The organism is Streptomyces sp. NPDC001941, from assembly GCF_040296945.1.
Taxonomy (GTDB): domain Bacteria; phylum Actinomycetota; class Actinomycetes; order Streptomycetales; family Streptomycetaceae; genus Streptomyces.
The window spans coordinates 123,660-138,395 of the sequence record NZ_JBEOYE010000012.1; the positions used below are offsets into that span (position 1 = coordinate 123,660).

Consider the following 14,736-nt stretch of genomic DNA (forward strand, 5'->3'; position numbering starts at 1 on the left):
GGCTGATCACCGCAGACCGTCGCCGAACGTCCCGCCGGGCGCGGGCGCGGGCAGCACCAGGGCGACCGCGGAGGCGCGGTGCTCCACGAAGCGCGACATCGCGTCCTGCGCGGCGAGCCGCTGCTGCACGCGCGCGAAGAGGGCGGGGTCGCGCATGTAGGCCAGGAAGAGCAGCCCGCTGTCGCCGGGCCCGTCGTCGTACGAGTAGCCGCGCCGCAGCATCCGCGCGCCGCCGTCGAGGCGGGAGTGCGCCAGGCGTACGTGCGCGTCGGCGGGGATCACGTAACGGCCCTGCGGGGTCTTGGCGTACAGGTTCACCGGATCGCGCTCGGCGCGTCCCCCCAGGGGCGCGCCGCTGTCCCTGCGGCGGCCGATGACGTCCTCCTGCTCGCCGGCGGGCAGCGCGGCGAAGCCGCCGACGGCCATGTGGATGCGCCGGTAGACCAGGAACGTGCTGCCGTCGGCGTGCCACACCCAGCGGGCCAGTTCGTCGCCGGACGGGTTCTCGGTGCCGTCCTTGAAGCCGAAGAGGTTGCGGGGTGTCTGTCCGGGCGGGCCGGGCGGCAGGAAGCCGGCCTGGCGCCAGCGGGGGGCGAACGCCGCGCGGGCCAGTGCCGTGAACCGTACGGCTGCGCGTTCCAGGGCCTCCGGTTCCGCGCCGCACAGTTGCACCAGGAGGTCCCCGTCGCCGCGGGAGGCGTCCAGGCGGTCGCCCGGGAGCGGCGGAAGCGGGGCGAGGCCCCGGGGCGCGGGGAGGCCGAGGGCGCGGTGCAGGTGGGGGCCGGCCGCGAGGGTGCGGGTGACGCCGGGCACGGGTGCGGCGTGGAGGGCGGTGAGGGTGTCGCGTACCGCTGTCAGGTCGCGCCGGCGGGGCGCCAGGTCGTACGCGAGGAGCAGGGTCCGGGCGGGCTGGGGCGCGGCGAGGCCCTCCTGGACGCGGGGCGGGACGCGGCGCGGCGCGGGCGCGGGGGCCGGCGGGGCCGGGGGCGGAGGCGGGGTGGGGGGTGCGCACGCGGCGGCGGCCAGGGGCAGGGCGAGCAGGGCGCGGCGGGACGGCAAGGAGGGGGCGGTCACCAGGGGCTCCAGGGCGGGCGGGGCCGGGACGGCCGTACGGGGTGCGGAGGGAGCGGGAGTGCGAGGAGGAGGGGTGGGTGCGGATGCGGCTCGCCGGTCGGGCGCGGCAGGCGTGCGGAGGGCGTCGGGGCAGATCGGGGGCCAGTGTCCGCTGGGGGACGCAGCGTGACGATACAACTTCGCCCCATGCGATCACTTTTCGGGAATTCCGCCCCGCACGGCGCCTTCCGCCGGTGGCGGCGCCGGGTGTGCCTGGGCGGTGCGGTGCTGTTCGCCCTGACAGGCTGCGGGCAGAGCGGCACGGACGCCAAGTCCGCGCCCAGTGGACCACCCGCCGTCCTGCGCGTACCGGGTGACTATCCGTCCATCCAACAGGCGGTGGATGTCGCCCGATCCGGGGACACGGTGCTGGTCTCTTCGGGTGTTTACCGCGAGAGCGTGGCGGTGCGGCGGCCCGGTGTGGTGCTGCGCGGCGCGGACCGCGACGGGACCGTCATCGACGGTCAGTTCGTGCGGGCCAACGGGGTGACGGTCACCGGCGCGGGTTCGGTGGTGGAGAACCTCACGGTGCGCAACCACCTGGCGAACGGGGTGCTGTTCACCGGCGTGACCGACGAGCGGCTGCAGGGCTCGGGGGCGGGCGGGGCCGGGTACGACCCGCTGGACACGGTCAAGTTCCCGCCGCTGCGGGGCTTCCGGGCGTCGTACGTGACGGCGCACAACAACGCCCTGTACGGGATCTACGCGTTCGACGCGCGCGGTGGCGTGATCGAGCGCTCGTACGCGTCCGGGCAGTCCGACTCGGGGATCTACGTCGGCCAGTGCGATCCGTGCGACACGCTGGTGCGGGACAACACCCTGGAGCACAACGCGGTGGGGGTGGAGGTCACCAACGCCTCCCGGGGCCTGTACTTCGCGGCGAACACGGTGCGCCGCAACCGGGTCGGCTTCACGGTGAACTCCAACAACCTGGAGGCGCTGGGGCCGCAGCACGACGCGTACGTCGTCGGGAACACGATCAGCGACAACAACGACGACCGCAGTCCCGAACAGGCGGACGGCGGCTTCGGCATCGGCCTGGGCATCGGCGGCGGCACCCGCAACACGGTGGAGCGCAACCGGATCAGCGGGCACCGCACGGCGGCGGTGGTGCTCAGCGACGTGCAGGGCTACCCGGTGCGTTCCAACCGGATCAGCGGCAACGCGATCGACGGCGCCCCGGCGGGGCTGGTGCTGACCGCCGCGCGCACCGGCGGCAACTGCTTCGCCGCCAACGGCACGGCGCCCACGAGCCCGGCCGTGCTCCCCCGTGCGGTGAGCGCCTGCCCGGGGCAGGACGTGGCGCTGGCCTCGCCGGGTGCGGCGCGCCGGGCCGCGGTGCCGCCCGGGGTGTCGTTCAAGGAGGTCCCGGCGCCGGGTCCGCAGCCGCAGCTGCCCGGCGGGGCGGGGGCCGTGGCGCGCCCGGCGGTGGGGCTTCCGGGGCCGGTGGACCCGAAGGCCTTCCCGCTGCCCCGCTGAGCGCGCGCCCGGCACGCTGCCCCGTCACGGCACCCCTGCGTCTAGAGTGCGGGGGTGCCGTCGTACAGCATTGGGCAGGCCGCGAGCCTGCTGGGAGTCAGCTCGGAGAGCGTTCGCCGCTGGGCGGACGGCGGTCGGCTGCGCATGGACCGGGACGGCTCGGGCAACCGGGTGATCGACGGGGTGAGCCTGGCCCGGTTCGCCAAGGAGCGGGGCTCGGGCCTGCACGCCGTGCCGGACGACGACCTGCCGACGTCGGTACGGAACTCCTTCGTCGGGATCGTGACGGACGTACGGGTCGACGACGTGGCCGCGCAGGTGGAGGTCCAGGCGGGGCCGCACCGGCTGGTGTCCCTGGTGACGCGCGAGGCGGTGGAGGACCTGCGGCTGGCGGTGGGGGTGACGGTCACGGCCCGGGTGAAGTCGACGAACGTACACGTCGACCTGCCCTGATCCCCCGTACGAGCCCGTACGGGTCGGACTCCCCTGGCCGTCGTACGCGGCGGGCTCGACCGGTCCCCGTCGCCGCCGGTCCCTCCCCCGCGCTCAGCCGCACAGCAGCGCCGCCCGCAGGTCGAGGCGGTGGTCCAGGCGTGACAGGTCGCGGGAAGTCAGGGTCTCCACCCGCTGGATGCGGTAGTGGACCGTGTTCACGTGCAGGTGCAGGGCCTCCGCCGTGCGGGCCCAGGAGCAGTCGTGGGCGAGGAAGACCTCCAGCGTCTCGCGCAGCATCGCGTGCGAGGCCCTGCCCTCCTTCAGGAGCGGGCCCAGGACCGTCTCCCGGTACGCGGTCCTGACGTCGTCCGGCACCCCCGCGAGCAGGGTGCCCAGGGTCGAGACGGCGCCGAGGTCGGCCACGGCCGCCGTGTCCGGGCCGGTGGCGCGGGCGGCGGCCAGGGCGTGGCGGGCCTGGGCGAGGGCGCGGCCCAGGTGGGCGGCGGCGCGCACCGGGTGGCCGAGGCCGGCGTGCAGGACGGGTGCGGGGCGGCACTCCTGGACCAGGGGCCACGCCCGGGCGAGGGCGTCGCGCACGCCGGTGTCCGCGATGACGGCGAGGGCCTCGCCGCCCGGGAGCGCGGCGACGGCGCGGGGCGCGTCGGTGGCGTGCCGGAGGGCTTCGGCGAGGGCGGCGGCCGCGTCCTCGTCGCCCGCCGCCACGGCGACCGTGTAGGGGCCTTCGGCGGGCAGGCCGCTGGTGCGCAGGGCGGCTTCCAGGGCGTTGGGGTCGGGGTGTGCGGCGCCGGTGAGGCGGGCGAGTTCGGCGTGGGCCTGGTCGCGGGGGGCGCGGCGGCGGTCCTCGCGGCGGCGGTGGCGGCCGAGGAGGTCGGCTATCTCCTGGAGGACGCGCGGGGGGACGGTGCCGGCTTCGGGGACGTGCAGGTGCCAGGCGTCGAAGACGGTGTCGTCGGCGTCGACGCGCAGGGTCGCGCCGTGGTCGCCGCGCAGGGCCAGGGCGCCCCGGTCGGGGCTGAGCCTGGGGGTGCCTGCGGTGCGGGCGAGGGTGCGGCCCGAGCTGGTGAGCAGGTGGCAGGCGGGGGTGCCGAGGTGGGCGAAGGCGCGGTCGAGGAGGTCGGCGGCGGGGGCGCCCCGGTCGAGGGCGCGCTCCAGTTCGGCGCGCACGTTCTCCGGGAGGGCCCAGTGGCCGGTGGGGCGGCGGCTGAGCTCGCCCCACTGGCGCAGGTACACGGCTTCGGTGATGGCGCGGAAGCTGGTGTGGGCGGGGACGGAAAGGAGCGCGATCCGGTGGGTGCGGCAGGCGTCGGCGAGCTGGTGCGGCACCTCGCCGTGGGTCTCCTCGCCCGCGAGGAGGGCGACGGCCCCGGCGTCGCGCAGGGCGGCGACGAAGCGGTCGGTCTTGGCGGGGCCGGCGTCGGGGCTCCACCAGACGAGTCCGCTGAGCACGATCTCGCCGGGCTGGAGGAAGCGGGTGGGGTCCTCCAGGTCGGTGGCGGTCACTCCGCTGATCTCCTGGCCGAGGAGTGCCGGGTCGCCCCAGACGAGTCCGAGGTCGAGCCGGTCCAGGCTCAGCAGGTGTTCGACGTGCATGCGGGGCTCCTTGCGCGGTCACGGGGTTCTCCCGCTTCTCACATTCACGAGGCGAATGCGAGTCGAGCCATCGTAAATGCGAAGTCTGTCGAGGGAAACGCCCCTTGGTGATTCCTCCAGGGGGCAGCGAGGGGCGCTGGACGATTTCCGGTCGTCGCACCAGTCGTTTCCGGTCCGCCCGCCGGGCTTCACTGGCTGGGAAGCACCGGTGGGTGGCACGGCGGGGAAGCGGGGATCGCGATGGACCTGAACACGGTGACGGACGTGCGCGACGGGCGGTCGCGCGAGCCGTGGCGGCCCGGTGACGCGTGGCTGGGCGGGGGCACGTACCTCTTCTCCGAGCCGCAGCCCGGGCTGCGGCGCCTGGTGGACCTGAGCCGGATGGGCTGGGAGCCGCTGGCGCGCGGGGCGGACGGTTCCCTGGAGATCGCCGCCACCTGCACCATCGCCCAGCTGTCGCGCCACGGACGGAGGATGACCGAGGCGGCGGGGCCGCTGGTCGAGCAGTGCTGCCGGGCGTTCCTGGCCTCCTTCAAGATCTGGAACATGGCGACGGTCGGCGGGAACCTGTGCAACGGGCTGCCCGCCGGGCCGATGATCTCGCTGACGGCGGCGCTGGACGGGGAGTGCCTGCTGCAGGCGCAGGACGGTGCGCGGCGCCGGGTGAAGGTCGTGGACTTCGTCACGGGCGCGGGCCGCAAGGACCTCGCCGAGGGCGAGTTGCTGCGGTCGGTGACGGTGCCGGGGCGTGCGCTGGGGTGCCGTACGGCGTTCCGCCAGGCCTCGCTGTACGGGCTCGGGCGTTCGGGTGCTCTGGTGATCGGGGCGCTCGACCCGATGGACGGGTCGCTGGCGGTGACGGTGAGCGCGGCGACGGTGCGCCCGCTGCGGTTCTGGTTCCCGCTGCCGCCCGGGGAGCGGGAGTTGCGGCGGGTGGTCGACGCGGGCGTGGCGGCGGACGAGTGGTTCGACGACATCCACGGGCTGCCGCAGTGGCGCCGGCACATGGCGCTGCGGTTCGCGGAGGAGGTGCGGCGGGAGCTGGTGCGGGGGTGACCTGCCCGTCCCGCCCCCTCCCGCTCGCCCCTCCCCGACTCCCCGTCCCCCGACCTTGTGGCAGGAGCCTCCTGATGAGCTTTCACATCGAGATCAACGAGCAGCCGTTCGACGCGGCCCCGCGTGCCGGGCAGTGCCTGCGGACGTACCTGCGCGAGCGCGGCTGGTTCGGCGTGAAGAAGGGCTGCGACGCCGGCGACTGCGGGGCGTGCACGGTGCACGTGGACGGGGAGCCGGTGCACAGCTGCCTGTACCCGGCGGTGCGCGCGGGCGGGCGTGCGGTGACCACGGTGGAGGGCCTGGCCGCGCCGGGCGGTGAACTCCATCCCGTACAGAAGAAGTTCCTGGACGCGCAGGGCTACCAGTGCGGGTTCTGCACGGCGGGGTTCCTGATGACGACGGCGGCGCTGGAGGCGGAGCGCGGGACGGAGCACGACGACGGGAAGCTGGACGACCTGCCGCGGGCGTTCAAGGGGAACATCTGCCGGTGCACGGGGTACCGGGCGATCGAGGACGCGGTGCACGGGGTGCGGCACACCGAGCGTCCGTGCGCGGGCCGGGCGGTGGGCCGCAACGTGGCGGCGCCGGCGGGCCCGCAGGTGGTGACGGGGACGGCGCGCTACACGTTCGACGTGGAGGTGCCGGGGCTGCTGCACATGAAGCTGCTGCGCTCGCCGCACCCGCACGCGCGGATCGTGGCGATCGACACGGCGGCGGCGCTGCGGGTGCCGGGGGTGCACTCGGTGTTCACGCACGAGGACGCGCCGGACGTGCTGTACTCGAGCGCCCGTCACGAGCACCCGACGGAGGACCCGGACGACACGCGGGTGCTCGACCGGGTGGTGCGGTACGCGGGGCAGCGGGTGGCGGCGGTGGTCGCGGAGAGCGAGGGGGCCGCGGAGGAGGGCTGCCGGCGGATCGAGGTGGTGTACGAGGAGCTGCCGTACGTCATCGATCCGGAGGAGGCGATGCTGCCGGGCGCCCCGGTGCTGCACGGCGACAAGGGGCCCTCGGCGCGGATCGCGCGCGCCGAGGCCAATGTGGCGGGCGAGGTGCACGGGGAGATCGGGGACGTGGAGCGGGGGTTCGCGGAGGCGGACCTGGTCCTCGAGGAGACGTTCCGTACGCAGCGGGTGCAGCACGCGAGCCTGGAGACACACGGGTGCGTGGCGTACTTCGAGCCGAAGGAGGACGGCGAGGGCGAGCGGCTGACCGTGCGGTCGTCCACGCAGACGCCGTTCCTGACGCGCCGGGCGCTGTGCGCGCTGTACGGGCTCGCGGAGGACGAGGTGCGGGTGGTCGCGGGGCGGGTGGGCGGTGGCTTCGGCGGGAAGCAGGAGATGCTGACCGAGGACGTGGTGGTGCTGGCCGCGCTGCGGCTGAGGCGGCCGGTGAAGCTGGAGTACACGCGCGCGGAGCAGTTCCACGGCGCCACGACGCGGCACCCGTTCACCATCCGGATCAAGGTGGGTGCCCGGGCGGACGGGACGCTGACGGCCGTCCAGATGCGCGTGGTGTCCAACACGGGCGCGTACGGCAATCACGGCCCCGCGGTGATGTTCCACAGCGTGGGCGAGTCGTTCGCGGTGTACCGGGCGCCGCACAAGAAGGTGGACGCCTTCTCGGTGTACACGAACGTGGTGCCGGCGGGGGCGTTCCGCGGGTACGGGCTCGGCCAGGTGACCTTCGCGGTGGAGTCGCTGATGGACGAACTGGCGCGGCGGCTGGGCCTGGACCCGCTGGAGTTCCGGGCGAAGAACGTGATCGGGCCCGGGGACCCGATGCACAGTCCGATCGGCGAGGAGGAGGACCTGCACATCGCCAGCTACGGCCTGGACCAGTGCCTGTCGGTGGTGCGCGGGGCGCTCGCGGAGGACGTCAGCGAACGGGACGTGCCCGAGGGCTGGCTGACCGGGCAGGGCTCGGCGCTGGCGATGATCGCGACCGGGCCGCCCGGGGGGCACTTCGCGGACGCGCGGGTGAGCCTGCTGGCGGACGGCACGTACGACGTGGCGGTGGGGACCGCGGAGTTCGGCAACGGGACGACGACGGTGCACCAGCAGATCACGGCGGGGGCGCTGGGCACCACGGAGGACCGGGTGGCGATCCGCCAGTCGGACACGGACGTGGTGCGGCACGACACGGGCGCGTTCGCCTCGGCGGGGACGGTGGTGGCGGGCAAGGCCGTGCTGATGGCGGCGCAGTCCCTGGCGGAGCGGCTGCGGACGTTCGCGGCGCGGCACACGCGGGTGGCCCGGCACCTGTGCGAGCTGGGCGCGGAGGCGGTGGTGTGCGCGGGCCGGGTGGTGACGCTGAAGGAGCTGTACGAGGCGGCGCACGCGGCCGGTGCGGAGCAGGAGCTGGCCGCGGACGGGCACTGGGGCGGTTCGCCGCGGTCGGTGACGTTCAACGCGCAGTGGTTCCGGCTCGCGGTGGACCCGGGGACGGGCGAGGTGCGGATCCTGCGCAGTGTGCACGCGGCGGACGCGGGCCGGGTGATGAACCCGATGCAGTGCCGGGGGCAGGTCGAGGGCGGGGTGGCGCAGGCGCTGGGGGCGACCCTCTTCGAGAACGTACGGGTGGACGAGCGGGGCGAGGTGACGACGGCCGCGTTCCGGCGCTACCGGTTGCCGCAGTACGCCGACGTGCCGCGTACCGAGGTGCACTTCTCGGAGACCTCGGACGCGATCGGGCCGCTGGGGGCGAAGTCGATGAGCGAGAGCCCGTTCAACCCGGTGGCCCCGGCGTTCGCGAACGCGCTGCGGGACGCGACGGGGGTGCGGTTCACCGAGCTGCCGCTGACCCGGGACCGGGTGTGGCTGGCGATGGAACGGGCGGCGGGGCGCGACGGAGGGCTACGGACCTGACGGGCGCGGGGCCGAGGGGCCGAGGGGCCGGCGCGGGGGATCCGTACGGTGTGGTTCTTCGCACGGCACCGGTCCGCGTACCGCCCGCGTCTCCGTTGCCACGTACAGCTCGCGTCTCCGTACGCCCCGCTTCTCCGTACGAAGCACCCGCATTCTCCGTACAAAGCACCCGCATTCTCCGTACAAAGCACCCGGACTTTACGGTCTGGCCTCTCGTATCAACCTCACAATCGCGTACGGGATGCGGTCATCGGGGTCGCAGGTGTGGTTCTGTCCCGGGGCGGCCGGGTATCACTGGGCCGTCGTCCGCACCGACCGTCCGAGGGGGATCCCATGAGCCGACTGACCCTTCCGCCGAGCCAGGACATCGCGCGCGAGGGCGCGTTCCGGCTGTGGGGGGACGTGGCGGAGCCGGTGGCGCTGACCGTGGCCGACCTGCGCGGCGGCTGGGCGCAGCACCGGGCCGCCGTCACGTTCGACTGCGCGACGGCGGGCCCGCAGCACCACGTCTTCTCGGGTCCGCTGCTGCGGGAGGTGGTCTCGCTGGCCCGGCCGGGGTTCGATCCGGCACGGCGCAAGGAACGCTCGCGCTACCTGCTCGCGGTGAGCGGCGGCGACGGGCACCACACGGTGCTGTCGTGGGCGGAGGTGGACCCGGACTTCGGGGACGCCCCGGTGCTGCTGGCGACGCGGATGGACGGGGTGGACCTGGACGCGGCGGGTACGCAGCTGGTGATCCCCACCGACCGCTGCGGCGCGCGGTACGTGAGTGCGGTGACGGGGATCTGGGTGGGCACGTGCGCGCCGTGAGCCGGGGTGCGCGGGGCGGACGGGTCAGTCGGAGGGCAGCAGGGCGCGGGTGAGGGCGTCGAGGTCGATGCGGGTGGTCTCGGTGCCCGGGGGGACGAGGTCGTCGGCGGCCCGGACGAAGTCGCGCACGGCACGGCGGTGGAGCTCCACGGACGCCTGTCCGTACGGGCTGGACAGGGTGAGGCGGAGCCAGCCGGGGGCGCACGGGGCGAGCCGTACGTCACCGATCCCGGCGGCGCCGTGCAGCCCCTCGCGCAGCAGGTCGCGGGCGAAGGTCCAGCGCACGGCCGGTTCGTCGGGGGCCGGTTCCGGGAAGCGCAGTTCGACGGCGAACGGATCGTCGGTGCGGTAGGTCAGCTGGACGCCGCCGACCGGCAGCGGCGTGTGGTCGTGGGCGCGCAGGCGCGCGGGTACGGGGTGCAGGAGAGCGGCGTTCACGCCCGCCGCGTGCCCGGGCTTCGCGAGTGCATGCGCGATGTCCCCCGTACGGGCGTGTTGCGGGGCAACCCGGCCCGGTGGGGCGCGAGGGGGACCACAGTACGATCACGGACGTTGCAGTCACCCTTTCAAAGGAGTTTTCCCATGGCCCAGGTCACCCTGAAGGGCAACCCCGTCCAGGTCAACGGCGCCCTGCCCGCCGTCGGCGGCCAGGCCCCGCAGTTCTCGCTGGTGGGCGCCGGTCTGGCGGACACCTCGCTGAAGGACTTCGCAGGTCAGCGCAAGGTCCTGAACATCTTCCCGAGCGTGGACACCCCCACCTGCGCCGCGTCGGTGCGCCGCTTCAACGAGGAGGCCGCGAACCTGGCCGACACGGTGGTGCTGTGCGTCTCCGCCGACCTGCCGTTCGCGCAGGGCCGCTTCTGCGGCGCGGAGGGCCTGGAGAACGTGAAGACGCTGTCGACGCTGCGCGGCCGCGAGTTCCACGAGAACTACGGCGTGGACCTCGCCGACGGCCCGCTGGCCGGTCTCACGGCGCGCGCCGTGGTCGTCCTCGACGCGGACGACGTGGTGCTGCACACGCAGCTGGTCGGCGAGATCGGCGACGAGCCGGACTACGACGCCGCGCTCGCCGTCCTGAAGTAGGCGACAGGAAGTAGGCGACAGGGGTACGGGTGTGGCCGGCGCGGCGGCTGTCGCGCCGGCCACACCCGTACCGGGCCGACCGCACCCGGACCGGGGGGTCAGCGCTTGGGGAACCCGAATCCGTACCCCTGCTCCTTCATCCACGGCAGCAGTTCCTTCAGCGCGGCGACCGTCTGGTCGCGGTCCCCGCCGCCGTCGTGGAAGAGCACGGTGGGGTGTTCGGGGCTCAGTTCGCGCTCGACGGTGGACACGATCTTGGCGGCGCCGGGCTTCTTGAAGTCCTCGCTGTCGACGTTCCAGCCGAGCGGGCGCATGCCGTGGTCGGCGGCGAGGTGGCGGTTGTACGGGTCGAAGGAGCCGCCGGGGGCGCGGAAGTAGTCGACGGGGGCGCCGCCGGACGCGTCCTCGATCATCTTCTCGGCGTCGAGGACCTCGTGGGACTGGTAGTCCTCGGTCTTCTCGGCCATGCCGGTGTCGTGGTGGACGCTGTGGTCGCAGAGCCGGTGTCCGGCGGCGACGACCTTCTTGACCAGGTCGGGGTGGGCGCGGGCCTCGGGGCCGATCATGCAGAAGGTGGCCTTGACGCCGTACTGGGCGAGGACGTCGAGGACCTGGGGCGTCCAGCGGGGGCTGGGGCCGTCGTCGATGGTGATGTTGACGCTGCGTCCGGCCCGCTCGGAGGCGTGCACGATGCTCGGGTCCACCTTCCTGGCGGACGGCTTGGCGTCGGAGCGCCCGGGGTCGTTCCCCTCGTCGTTGCCGCGCAGGAGTACGGCCGCCGCGGCGGCGGCGATCACGACGAGCAGGGCCGCCGTGAGCAGGGCTATGGCCGAACGGTTCTTTCCGCTCAGCGGGTTCGGCCGGTTCATGGGAGGGCTCCTGTCGGATCGGGGTCGGATCGGGGTCGGTTCGAGGTCGGTTCGTGGTCGTTCCGGGGACGGTCGGCGGGGGGACGGTGGCCGGGGGCGTCAGGTCAGACGGGGCCGGCCGGGGTCAGTCCACGCAGGCGGTCGCGTCGCCATCGCCGAGTCCGCCGCCCTTGTGGTCGTCTCCCCCGCCGGGCGCACCGTGCTCCTTCTGGTCCTTCCGGTCCTTCCGGTCCTTCCGGTCCTTCCGGTCCTTCCGGTCCTTCCGGGAGGAGTTCGCCGGGGCGGGTGACGGTTCCGCGGCGGGCGCGAGGAGCGCGGCCACCTCCTTGCGGATCTTGGCAGGGTCGACGACGTTGACGGACTCGCGGTGGTAGGTGGCGAAGCCGTCGACGGGGAGCGTGTGGAACGCGACGTTCCCGCCCGCGAGTTCCTTGAGTTCGTTCGCCATGGGCAGCAGGCCCCAGCCGTCGTCGACGACGATGTCGCGCTTGGCCGCGCCGAGGAGGGCGTGGGCGCGGCCGATGCCGTCGAGCAGGCCGCTGTGCTCCAGCTTGTGCAGCGCGGAGAGCAGGAACGCCTGCTGGCGCCGGGTGCGGTCGAGGTCTCCGGCGGGCAGGTGGTGGCGCTGGCGTACGAAGGCGAGGGCCTGCTGGGCGTCCAGGGTCTGGTGTCCGGCGTGGAAGTCGGCGCCGGAGTACTCGTCCTTCGTGGCGTGCTTGAGGCACACGTCGACGCCGCCGAGCGCGTCGGCGAGGTCGTAGAACCCGGCCAGGTTGATCTCGGCGAAGTGGTCGACGGGGACGCCCAGGAAGGACCGTACGGTGGCTATCTCGGTGCGGCGGCCCGCCTCGCGGCCCCTGGACTCCAGTTCGGCGTGGTCGGTGACGCCGCGGCGGGTGAGCGCCTCCTCCTCGCGGGCCTTGGCGAGGCCGTACGCCTCCTTGATCTTCCGCTTGCCGAAGCCGGGGACGTCGACGAGGTCGTCGCGGGGCACGGAGATTCCGGTGGCCCTGCCGCCCCCGGCGGGGACGTGCAGCAGGATGAGGGTGTTGGTGTTGTAGCCGCCCACGTCGCTGCTGGCGCCCGCGTGGAGCTTGTCGAGCAGGTCCTTGGGCAGCGGGTCGCCCTGGAGGTCCTTGCGGCTGTCCAGGCCCATCAGGAGGATGTTCTGCTCCCCTCCGGAGGACTTGGCGCCGGAGCCGAGGGCCTCGGAGGTGCGCAGGCCGTCGCCGAGCTCGCGGTAGACCCAGAAGCCGGCGCCCGCGGCGGCGACCAGCGCGGTGGCGACGGTGGCCGCGAGCACCCGTCCCCAGCGGGTCCGGCGCGGCCGGCCGCCGCTGCTGCCGTGCGCGGCGGTGCGCGCCGGGTGGTGGCCCTGGCTCATGAACGGTTCCTCTCCTGCCCCGGGGCGGTGCGCCCCGGCGGGTGGTGCTGCGGGGGTACCGGCTCCTCGATGCCGGCACCCCGACAGGACAGAGGGGAGGAATGCGGACAGAGTTCACGAGCGGTGCGTCATGGATTGCCCCGGCTTTTCCCAAAGGCAGGCAAATACGGCCCACTTGGGGACGGAAGCATGACCAAGGGCCCGGGGTCGAGGGACCTCGGGCCCTTGCGCCGCCGTACGGCAGGAGGGGAGGGCGGCGGTCAGGCCTGCGCGTCGTACACCCGGCGGCCTCCGACGTACGTCTGCAGGACCCGGGCGGATCCGATCTCCTCGGGCGGCCCGGCGTACGGGTCGCGGTCCAGGACCACCAGGTCGGCGAGGTTCCCGGCCCGTACGGAACCGGTGTCGTCCAGGTGGTTCACGTACGCGCTGCCCGCCGTGTAGGCGGCCAGGGCCGCGGTGAGGCCGATGCGCTGCTCGGGAAGGAACACCGGGCCGTCCTCGTCGGGCGCGACGCGGTTGACGGCCGTGTGGACGCCCTGGATCGGGTCGGCGCTGCTGACGGGCCAGTCGGAGCCGGCGGCGACGGTCGCCCCGGCGGCGAGCAGCGCCGCGAACGGGTACTGCCAGGCGGTGCGCTCGGGGCCGATGAACGGGATCGTCAGCTCGTCCATCTGCGGCTCGTGCGCGGCCCACAGCGGCTGGATGTTGGCGCTCGCGCCGAGCGCGCGGAAGCGGGGCAGGTCGTCGGGGTGCACGATCTGCAGGTGGGCCAGGTGGTGGCGGGTATCGCGGAAGCCGTTGGCCGCGCGGGCGGCGGCCACCGCGTCCAGGGCCTCGCGCACCGCACGGTCGCCGAGCGCGTGGAAGTGGACCTGGAAGCCGAGGGCGTCCAGCTCGGTGACGTACCCGCGCAGCCGCTCGGGGTCCACGAAGCTCTTGCCGGTGTTGGCGGTGGCGCAGCCGCAGGCGTCGAGGTACGGGGCGAGGAGCGCGGCCGTGCCGTTCTCGGCGACGCCGTCCTGCATGACCTTCACCGTCGAGGCGCGGAACCGCCCGTGGGTGAACTCCTTCCGCTTGGCCAGGAGTTCGGGTATCTGCTCGGCGCCGCGCTCGCGGTCCCACCACAGGGCCCCGGCGACGCGCGCGGTCAGCGAGCCGTCGCGGGCGGCGGTGAGGTAGGCGTCGGCCGGGTCGTCCATCGAGCCGAAGGAGCCGACGATGGCGTCCTGCCAGGCGGTGATGCCGTAGGCGTGCAGCTGGGCCTGGGCGCGCAGCAGGGCGTCGAGGCGGTCGGCGGGGGTGGAGGACGGGGTGTGGCGGGCGACCAGCTCCATGGCGCCCTCCTGGAGGAGGCCGGTGGGCTCGCCGTGCTCGTCGCGCTCGATGCGGCCGTCGGCGGGGTCGGGGGTGTCGCGGGTGATCCCGGCGAGCTCCAGGGCCCGGGAGTTGACCCAGGCGCCGTGGTGGTCGCGGTTGGGCAGGTAGACGGGCCGGTCGGGGACGATCGGGTCGAGCAGCTCCTTGGTGGGGGCGCCGCCGTCGAAGGCCTCCATGGCCCAGCCGCCGCCGGTGATCCACGCCTGGTCGGGGTGGGCGCGGGCGTAGGCGTCGACGGCGGCGAGGGTCTCGGCCCGGGTGCGCAGGCCGAGCAGGTGGCAGCGGGCCAGCTCGATCCCGGCGGAGACGGGGTGGACGTGGGCGTCCTGGAACCCGGGCATGAGCAGCCGTCCGGCGAGGTCGACGACCTCGGTGCGGGGGCCGATCAGCTCGCGCACCTCGTCGTGCCCGACGGCGGTGACGCGGTCACCGGTGACGGCCACGGTGGTGGCGCGGCTGCGGGCGGCGTCCAGGGTGAGGACGGGGCCGCCGGTGAGGACGAGGTCGGCGGGGGTGCGGGTCATGCGGGGTCCCTTCGTGCGGTGGGGCGGGGTCGTGCGGTGGGGCGGGGCGCGGTGCGGGCCGCGCCGGGGGGCGGGGGCCCCCCCCGGGCCGCGGCTGGGGGGCGGCCGGCGGGGGGTAAGGGGGC

Annotated in this window: 12 protein-coding genes; 6 read left to right on the forward strand and 6 right to left on the reverse strand. The window is 74.5% G+C overall.

All coding sequences use genetic code 11. From position 1 onward, the window contains the following. Positions 1-6: 6 nt before the first annotated feature. Positions 7-1,074: a Dyp-type peroxidase gene (locus ABT160_RS12315; protein WP_351646683.1), complete on the reverse strand. Its 1,068-nt coding sequence runs from the start codon at positions 1,072-1,074 to the stop codon at positions 7-9. Positions 1,075-1,260: 186 nt separating this feature from the next. On the opposite strand from ABT160_RS12315, the gene ABT160_RS12320 reads away from it, so the two are divergent. After that, positions 1,261-2,592 (forward strand): right-handed parallel beta-helix repeat-containing protein, encoded by a 1,332-nt coding sequence (locus ABT160_RS12320; protein ID WP_351646685.1) that lies wholly within the window; start codon positions 1,261-1,263, stop codon positions 2,590-2,592. 54 nt (positions 2,593-2,646) lie between these two features. Beyond that, positions 2,647-3,045, forward strand: a complete 399-nt coding sequence (locus ABT160_RS12325; protein ID WP_351646686.1) for a TOBE domain-containing protein — start codon at positions 2,647-2,649, stop codon at positions 3,043-3,045. 93 nt (positions 3,046-3,138) lie between these two features. Here ABT160_RS12325 and ABT160_RS12330 read toward each other — a convergent pair whose 3' ends face one another. Beyond that, a complete protein-coding gene (locus tag ABT160_RS12330; protein WP_351646687.1) occupies positions 3,139-4,638 on the reverse strand; it encodes a PucR family transcriptional regulator in 1,500 nt (499 codons plus the stop codon). Positions 4,639-4,878: 240 nt separating this feature from the next. On the opposite strand from ABT160_RS12330, the gene ABT160_RS12335 reads away from it, so the two are divergent. The 3 genes from ABT160_RS12335 to ABT160_RS12345 all read left to right on the forward strand — a co-directional run bounded on the left by ABT160_RS12335 (position 4,879) and on the right by ABT160_RS12345 (position 9,371). Next, on the forward strand, positions 4,879-5,694 hold the full coding sequence (locus ABT160_RS12335) for an FAD binding domain-containing protein (RefSeq protein WP_351646689.1): 816 nt from the start codon (positions 4,879-4,881) through the stop codon (positions 5,692-5,694). A gap of 74 nt (positions 5,695-5,768) precedes the next feature. Further along, a complete protein-coding gene (locus tag ABT160_RS12340; protein ID WP_351646690.1) occupies positions 5,769-8,561 on the forward strand; it encodes a molybdopterin-dependent oxidoreductase in 2,793 nt (930 codons plus the stop codon). Between the two features lie 333 nt (positions 8,562-8,894). Then, positions 8,895-9,371: a molybdopterin-dependent oxidoreductase gene (locus ABT160_RS12345; RefSeq protein ID WP_351646692.1), complete on the forward strand. Its 477-nt coding sequence runs from the start codon at positions 8,895-8,897 to the stop codon at positions 9,369-9,371. Between the two features lie 24 nt (positions 9,372-9,395). On the opposite strand, the gene ABT160_RS12350 is transcribed toward ABT160_RS12345, so the two are convergent. Then, on the reverse strand, positions 9,396-9,809 hold the full coding sequence (locus ABT160_RS12350) for an SsgA family sporulation/cell division regulator (protein WP_351646693.1): 414 nt from the start codon (positions 9,807-9,809) through the stop codon (positions 9,396-9,398). Positions 9,810-9,953: 144 nt separating this feature from the next. Here ABT160_RS12350 and tpx point away from each other — a divergent pair, with 144 nt between their 5' ends. Then, the gene (gene tpx, locus ABT160_RS12355) at positions 9,954-10,454 is read left to right on the forward strand and encodes a thiol peroxidase (RefSeq protein ID WP_351646694.1); all 501 of its coding nucleotides are present in this window, start codon (positions 9,954-9,956) and stop codon (positions 10,452-10,454) included. 98 nt (positions 10,455-10,552) lie between these two features. On the opposite strand, the gene ABT160_RS12360 is transcribed toward tpx, so the two are convergent. The 3 genes from ABT160_RS12360 to ABT160_RS12370 all read right to left on the reverse strand — a co-directional run bounded on the left by ABT160_RS12360 (position 10,553) and on the right by ABT160_RS12370 (position 14,611). Further along, a complete protein-coding gene (locus tag ABT160_RS12360; RefSeq protein ID WP_351646695.1) occupies positions 10,553-11,323 on the reverse strand; it encodes a polysaccharide deacetylase family protein in 771 nt (256 codons plus the stop codon). A gap of 124 nt (positions 11,324-11,447) precedes the next feature. Then, a complete protein-coding gene (locus ABT160_RS12365) occupies positions 11,448-12,707 on the reverse strand; it encodes an LCP family protein (protein WP_351646696.1) in 1,260 nt (419 codons plus the stop codon). Between the two features lie 260 nt (positions 12,708-12,967). Next, the gene (locus ABT160_RS12370) at positions 12,968-14,611 is read right to left on the reverse strand and encodes an amidohydrolase (RefSeq protein ID WP_351646697.1); all 1,644 of its coding nucleotides are present in this window, start codon (positions 14,609-14,611) and stop codon (positions 12,968-12,970) included. Positions 14,612-14,736 lie beyond the last annotated feature (125 nt).

Bases quoted from the DNA above. Each gene is read 5' to 3' on its own strand.
- ABT160_RS12320 (WP_351646685.1), top strand. From the start codon at position 1,261: ATGCGATCACTTTTCGGGAATTCCGCCCCGCACGGCGCCTTCCGCCGG.
- ABT160_RS12335 (WP_351646689.1), top strand. From the start codon at position 4,879: ATGGACCTGAACACGGTGACGGACGTGCGCGACGGGCGGTCGCGCGAG.
- ABT160_RS12360 (WP_351646695.1), bottom strand. From the start codon at position 11,323: ATGAACCGGCCGAACCCGCTGAGCGGAAAGAACCGTTCGGCCATAGCC.
- ABT160_RS12370 (WP_351646697.1), bottom strand. From the start codon at position 14,611: ATGACCCGCACCCCCGCCGACCTCGTCCTCACCGGCGGCCCCGTCCTC.
- ABT160_RS12345 (WP_351646692.1), top strand. From the start codon at position 8,895: ATGAGCCGACTGACCCTTCCGCCGAGCCAGGACATCGCGCGCGAGGGC.
- ABT160_RS12365 (WP_351646696.1), bottom strand. From the start codon at position 12,707: ATGAGCCAGGGCCACCACCCGGCGCGCACCGCCGCGCACGGCAGCAGC.
- tpx (WP_351646694.1), top strand. From the start codon at position 9,954: ATGGCCCAGGTCACCCTGAAGGGCAACCCCGTCCAGGTCAACGGCGCC.
- ABT160_RS12330 (WP_351646687.1), bottom strand. From the start codon at position 4,638: ATGCACGTCGAACACCTGCTGAGCCTGGACCGGCTCGACCTCGGACTC.
- ABT160_RS12340 (WP_351646690.1), top strand. From the start codon at position 5,769: ATGAGCTTTCACATCGAGATCAACGAGCAGCCGTTCGACGCGGCCCCG.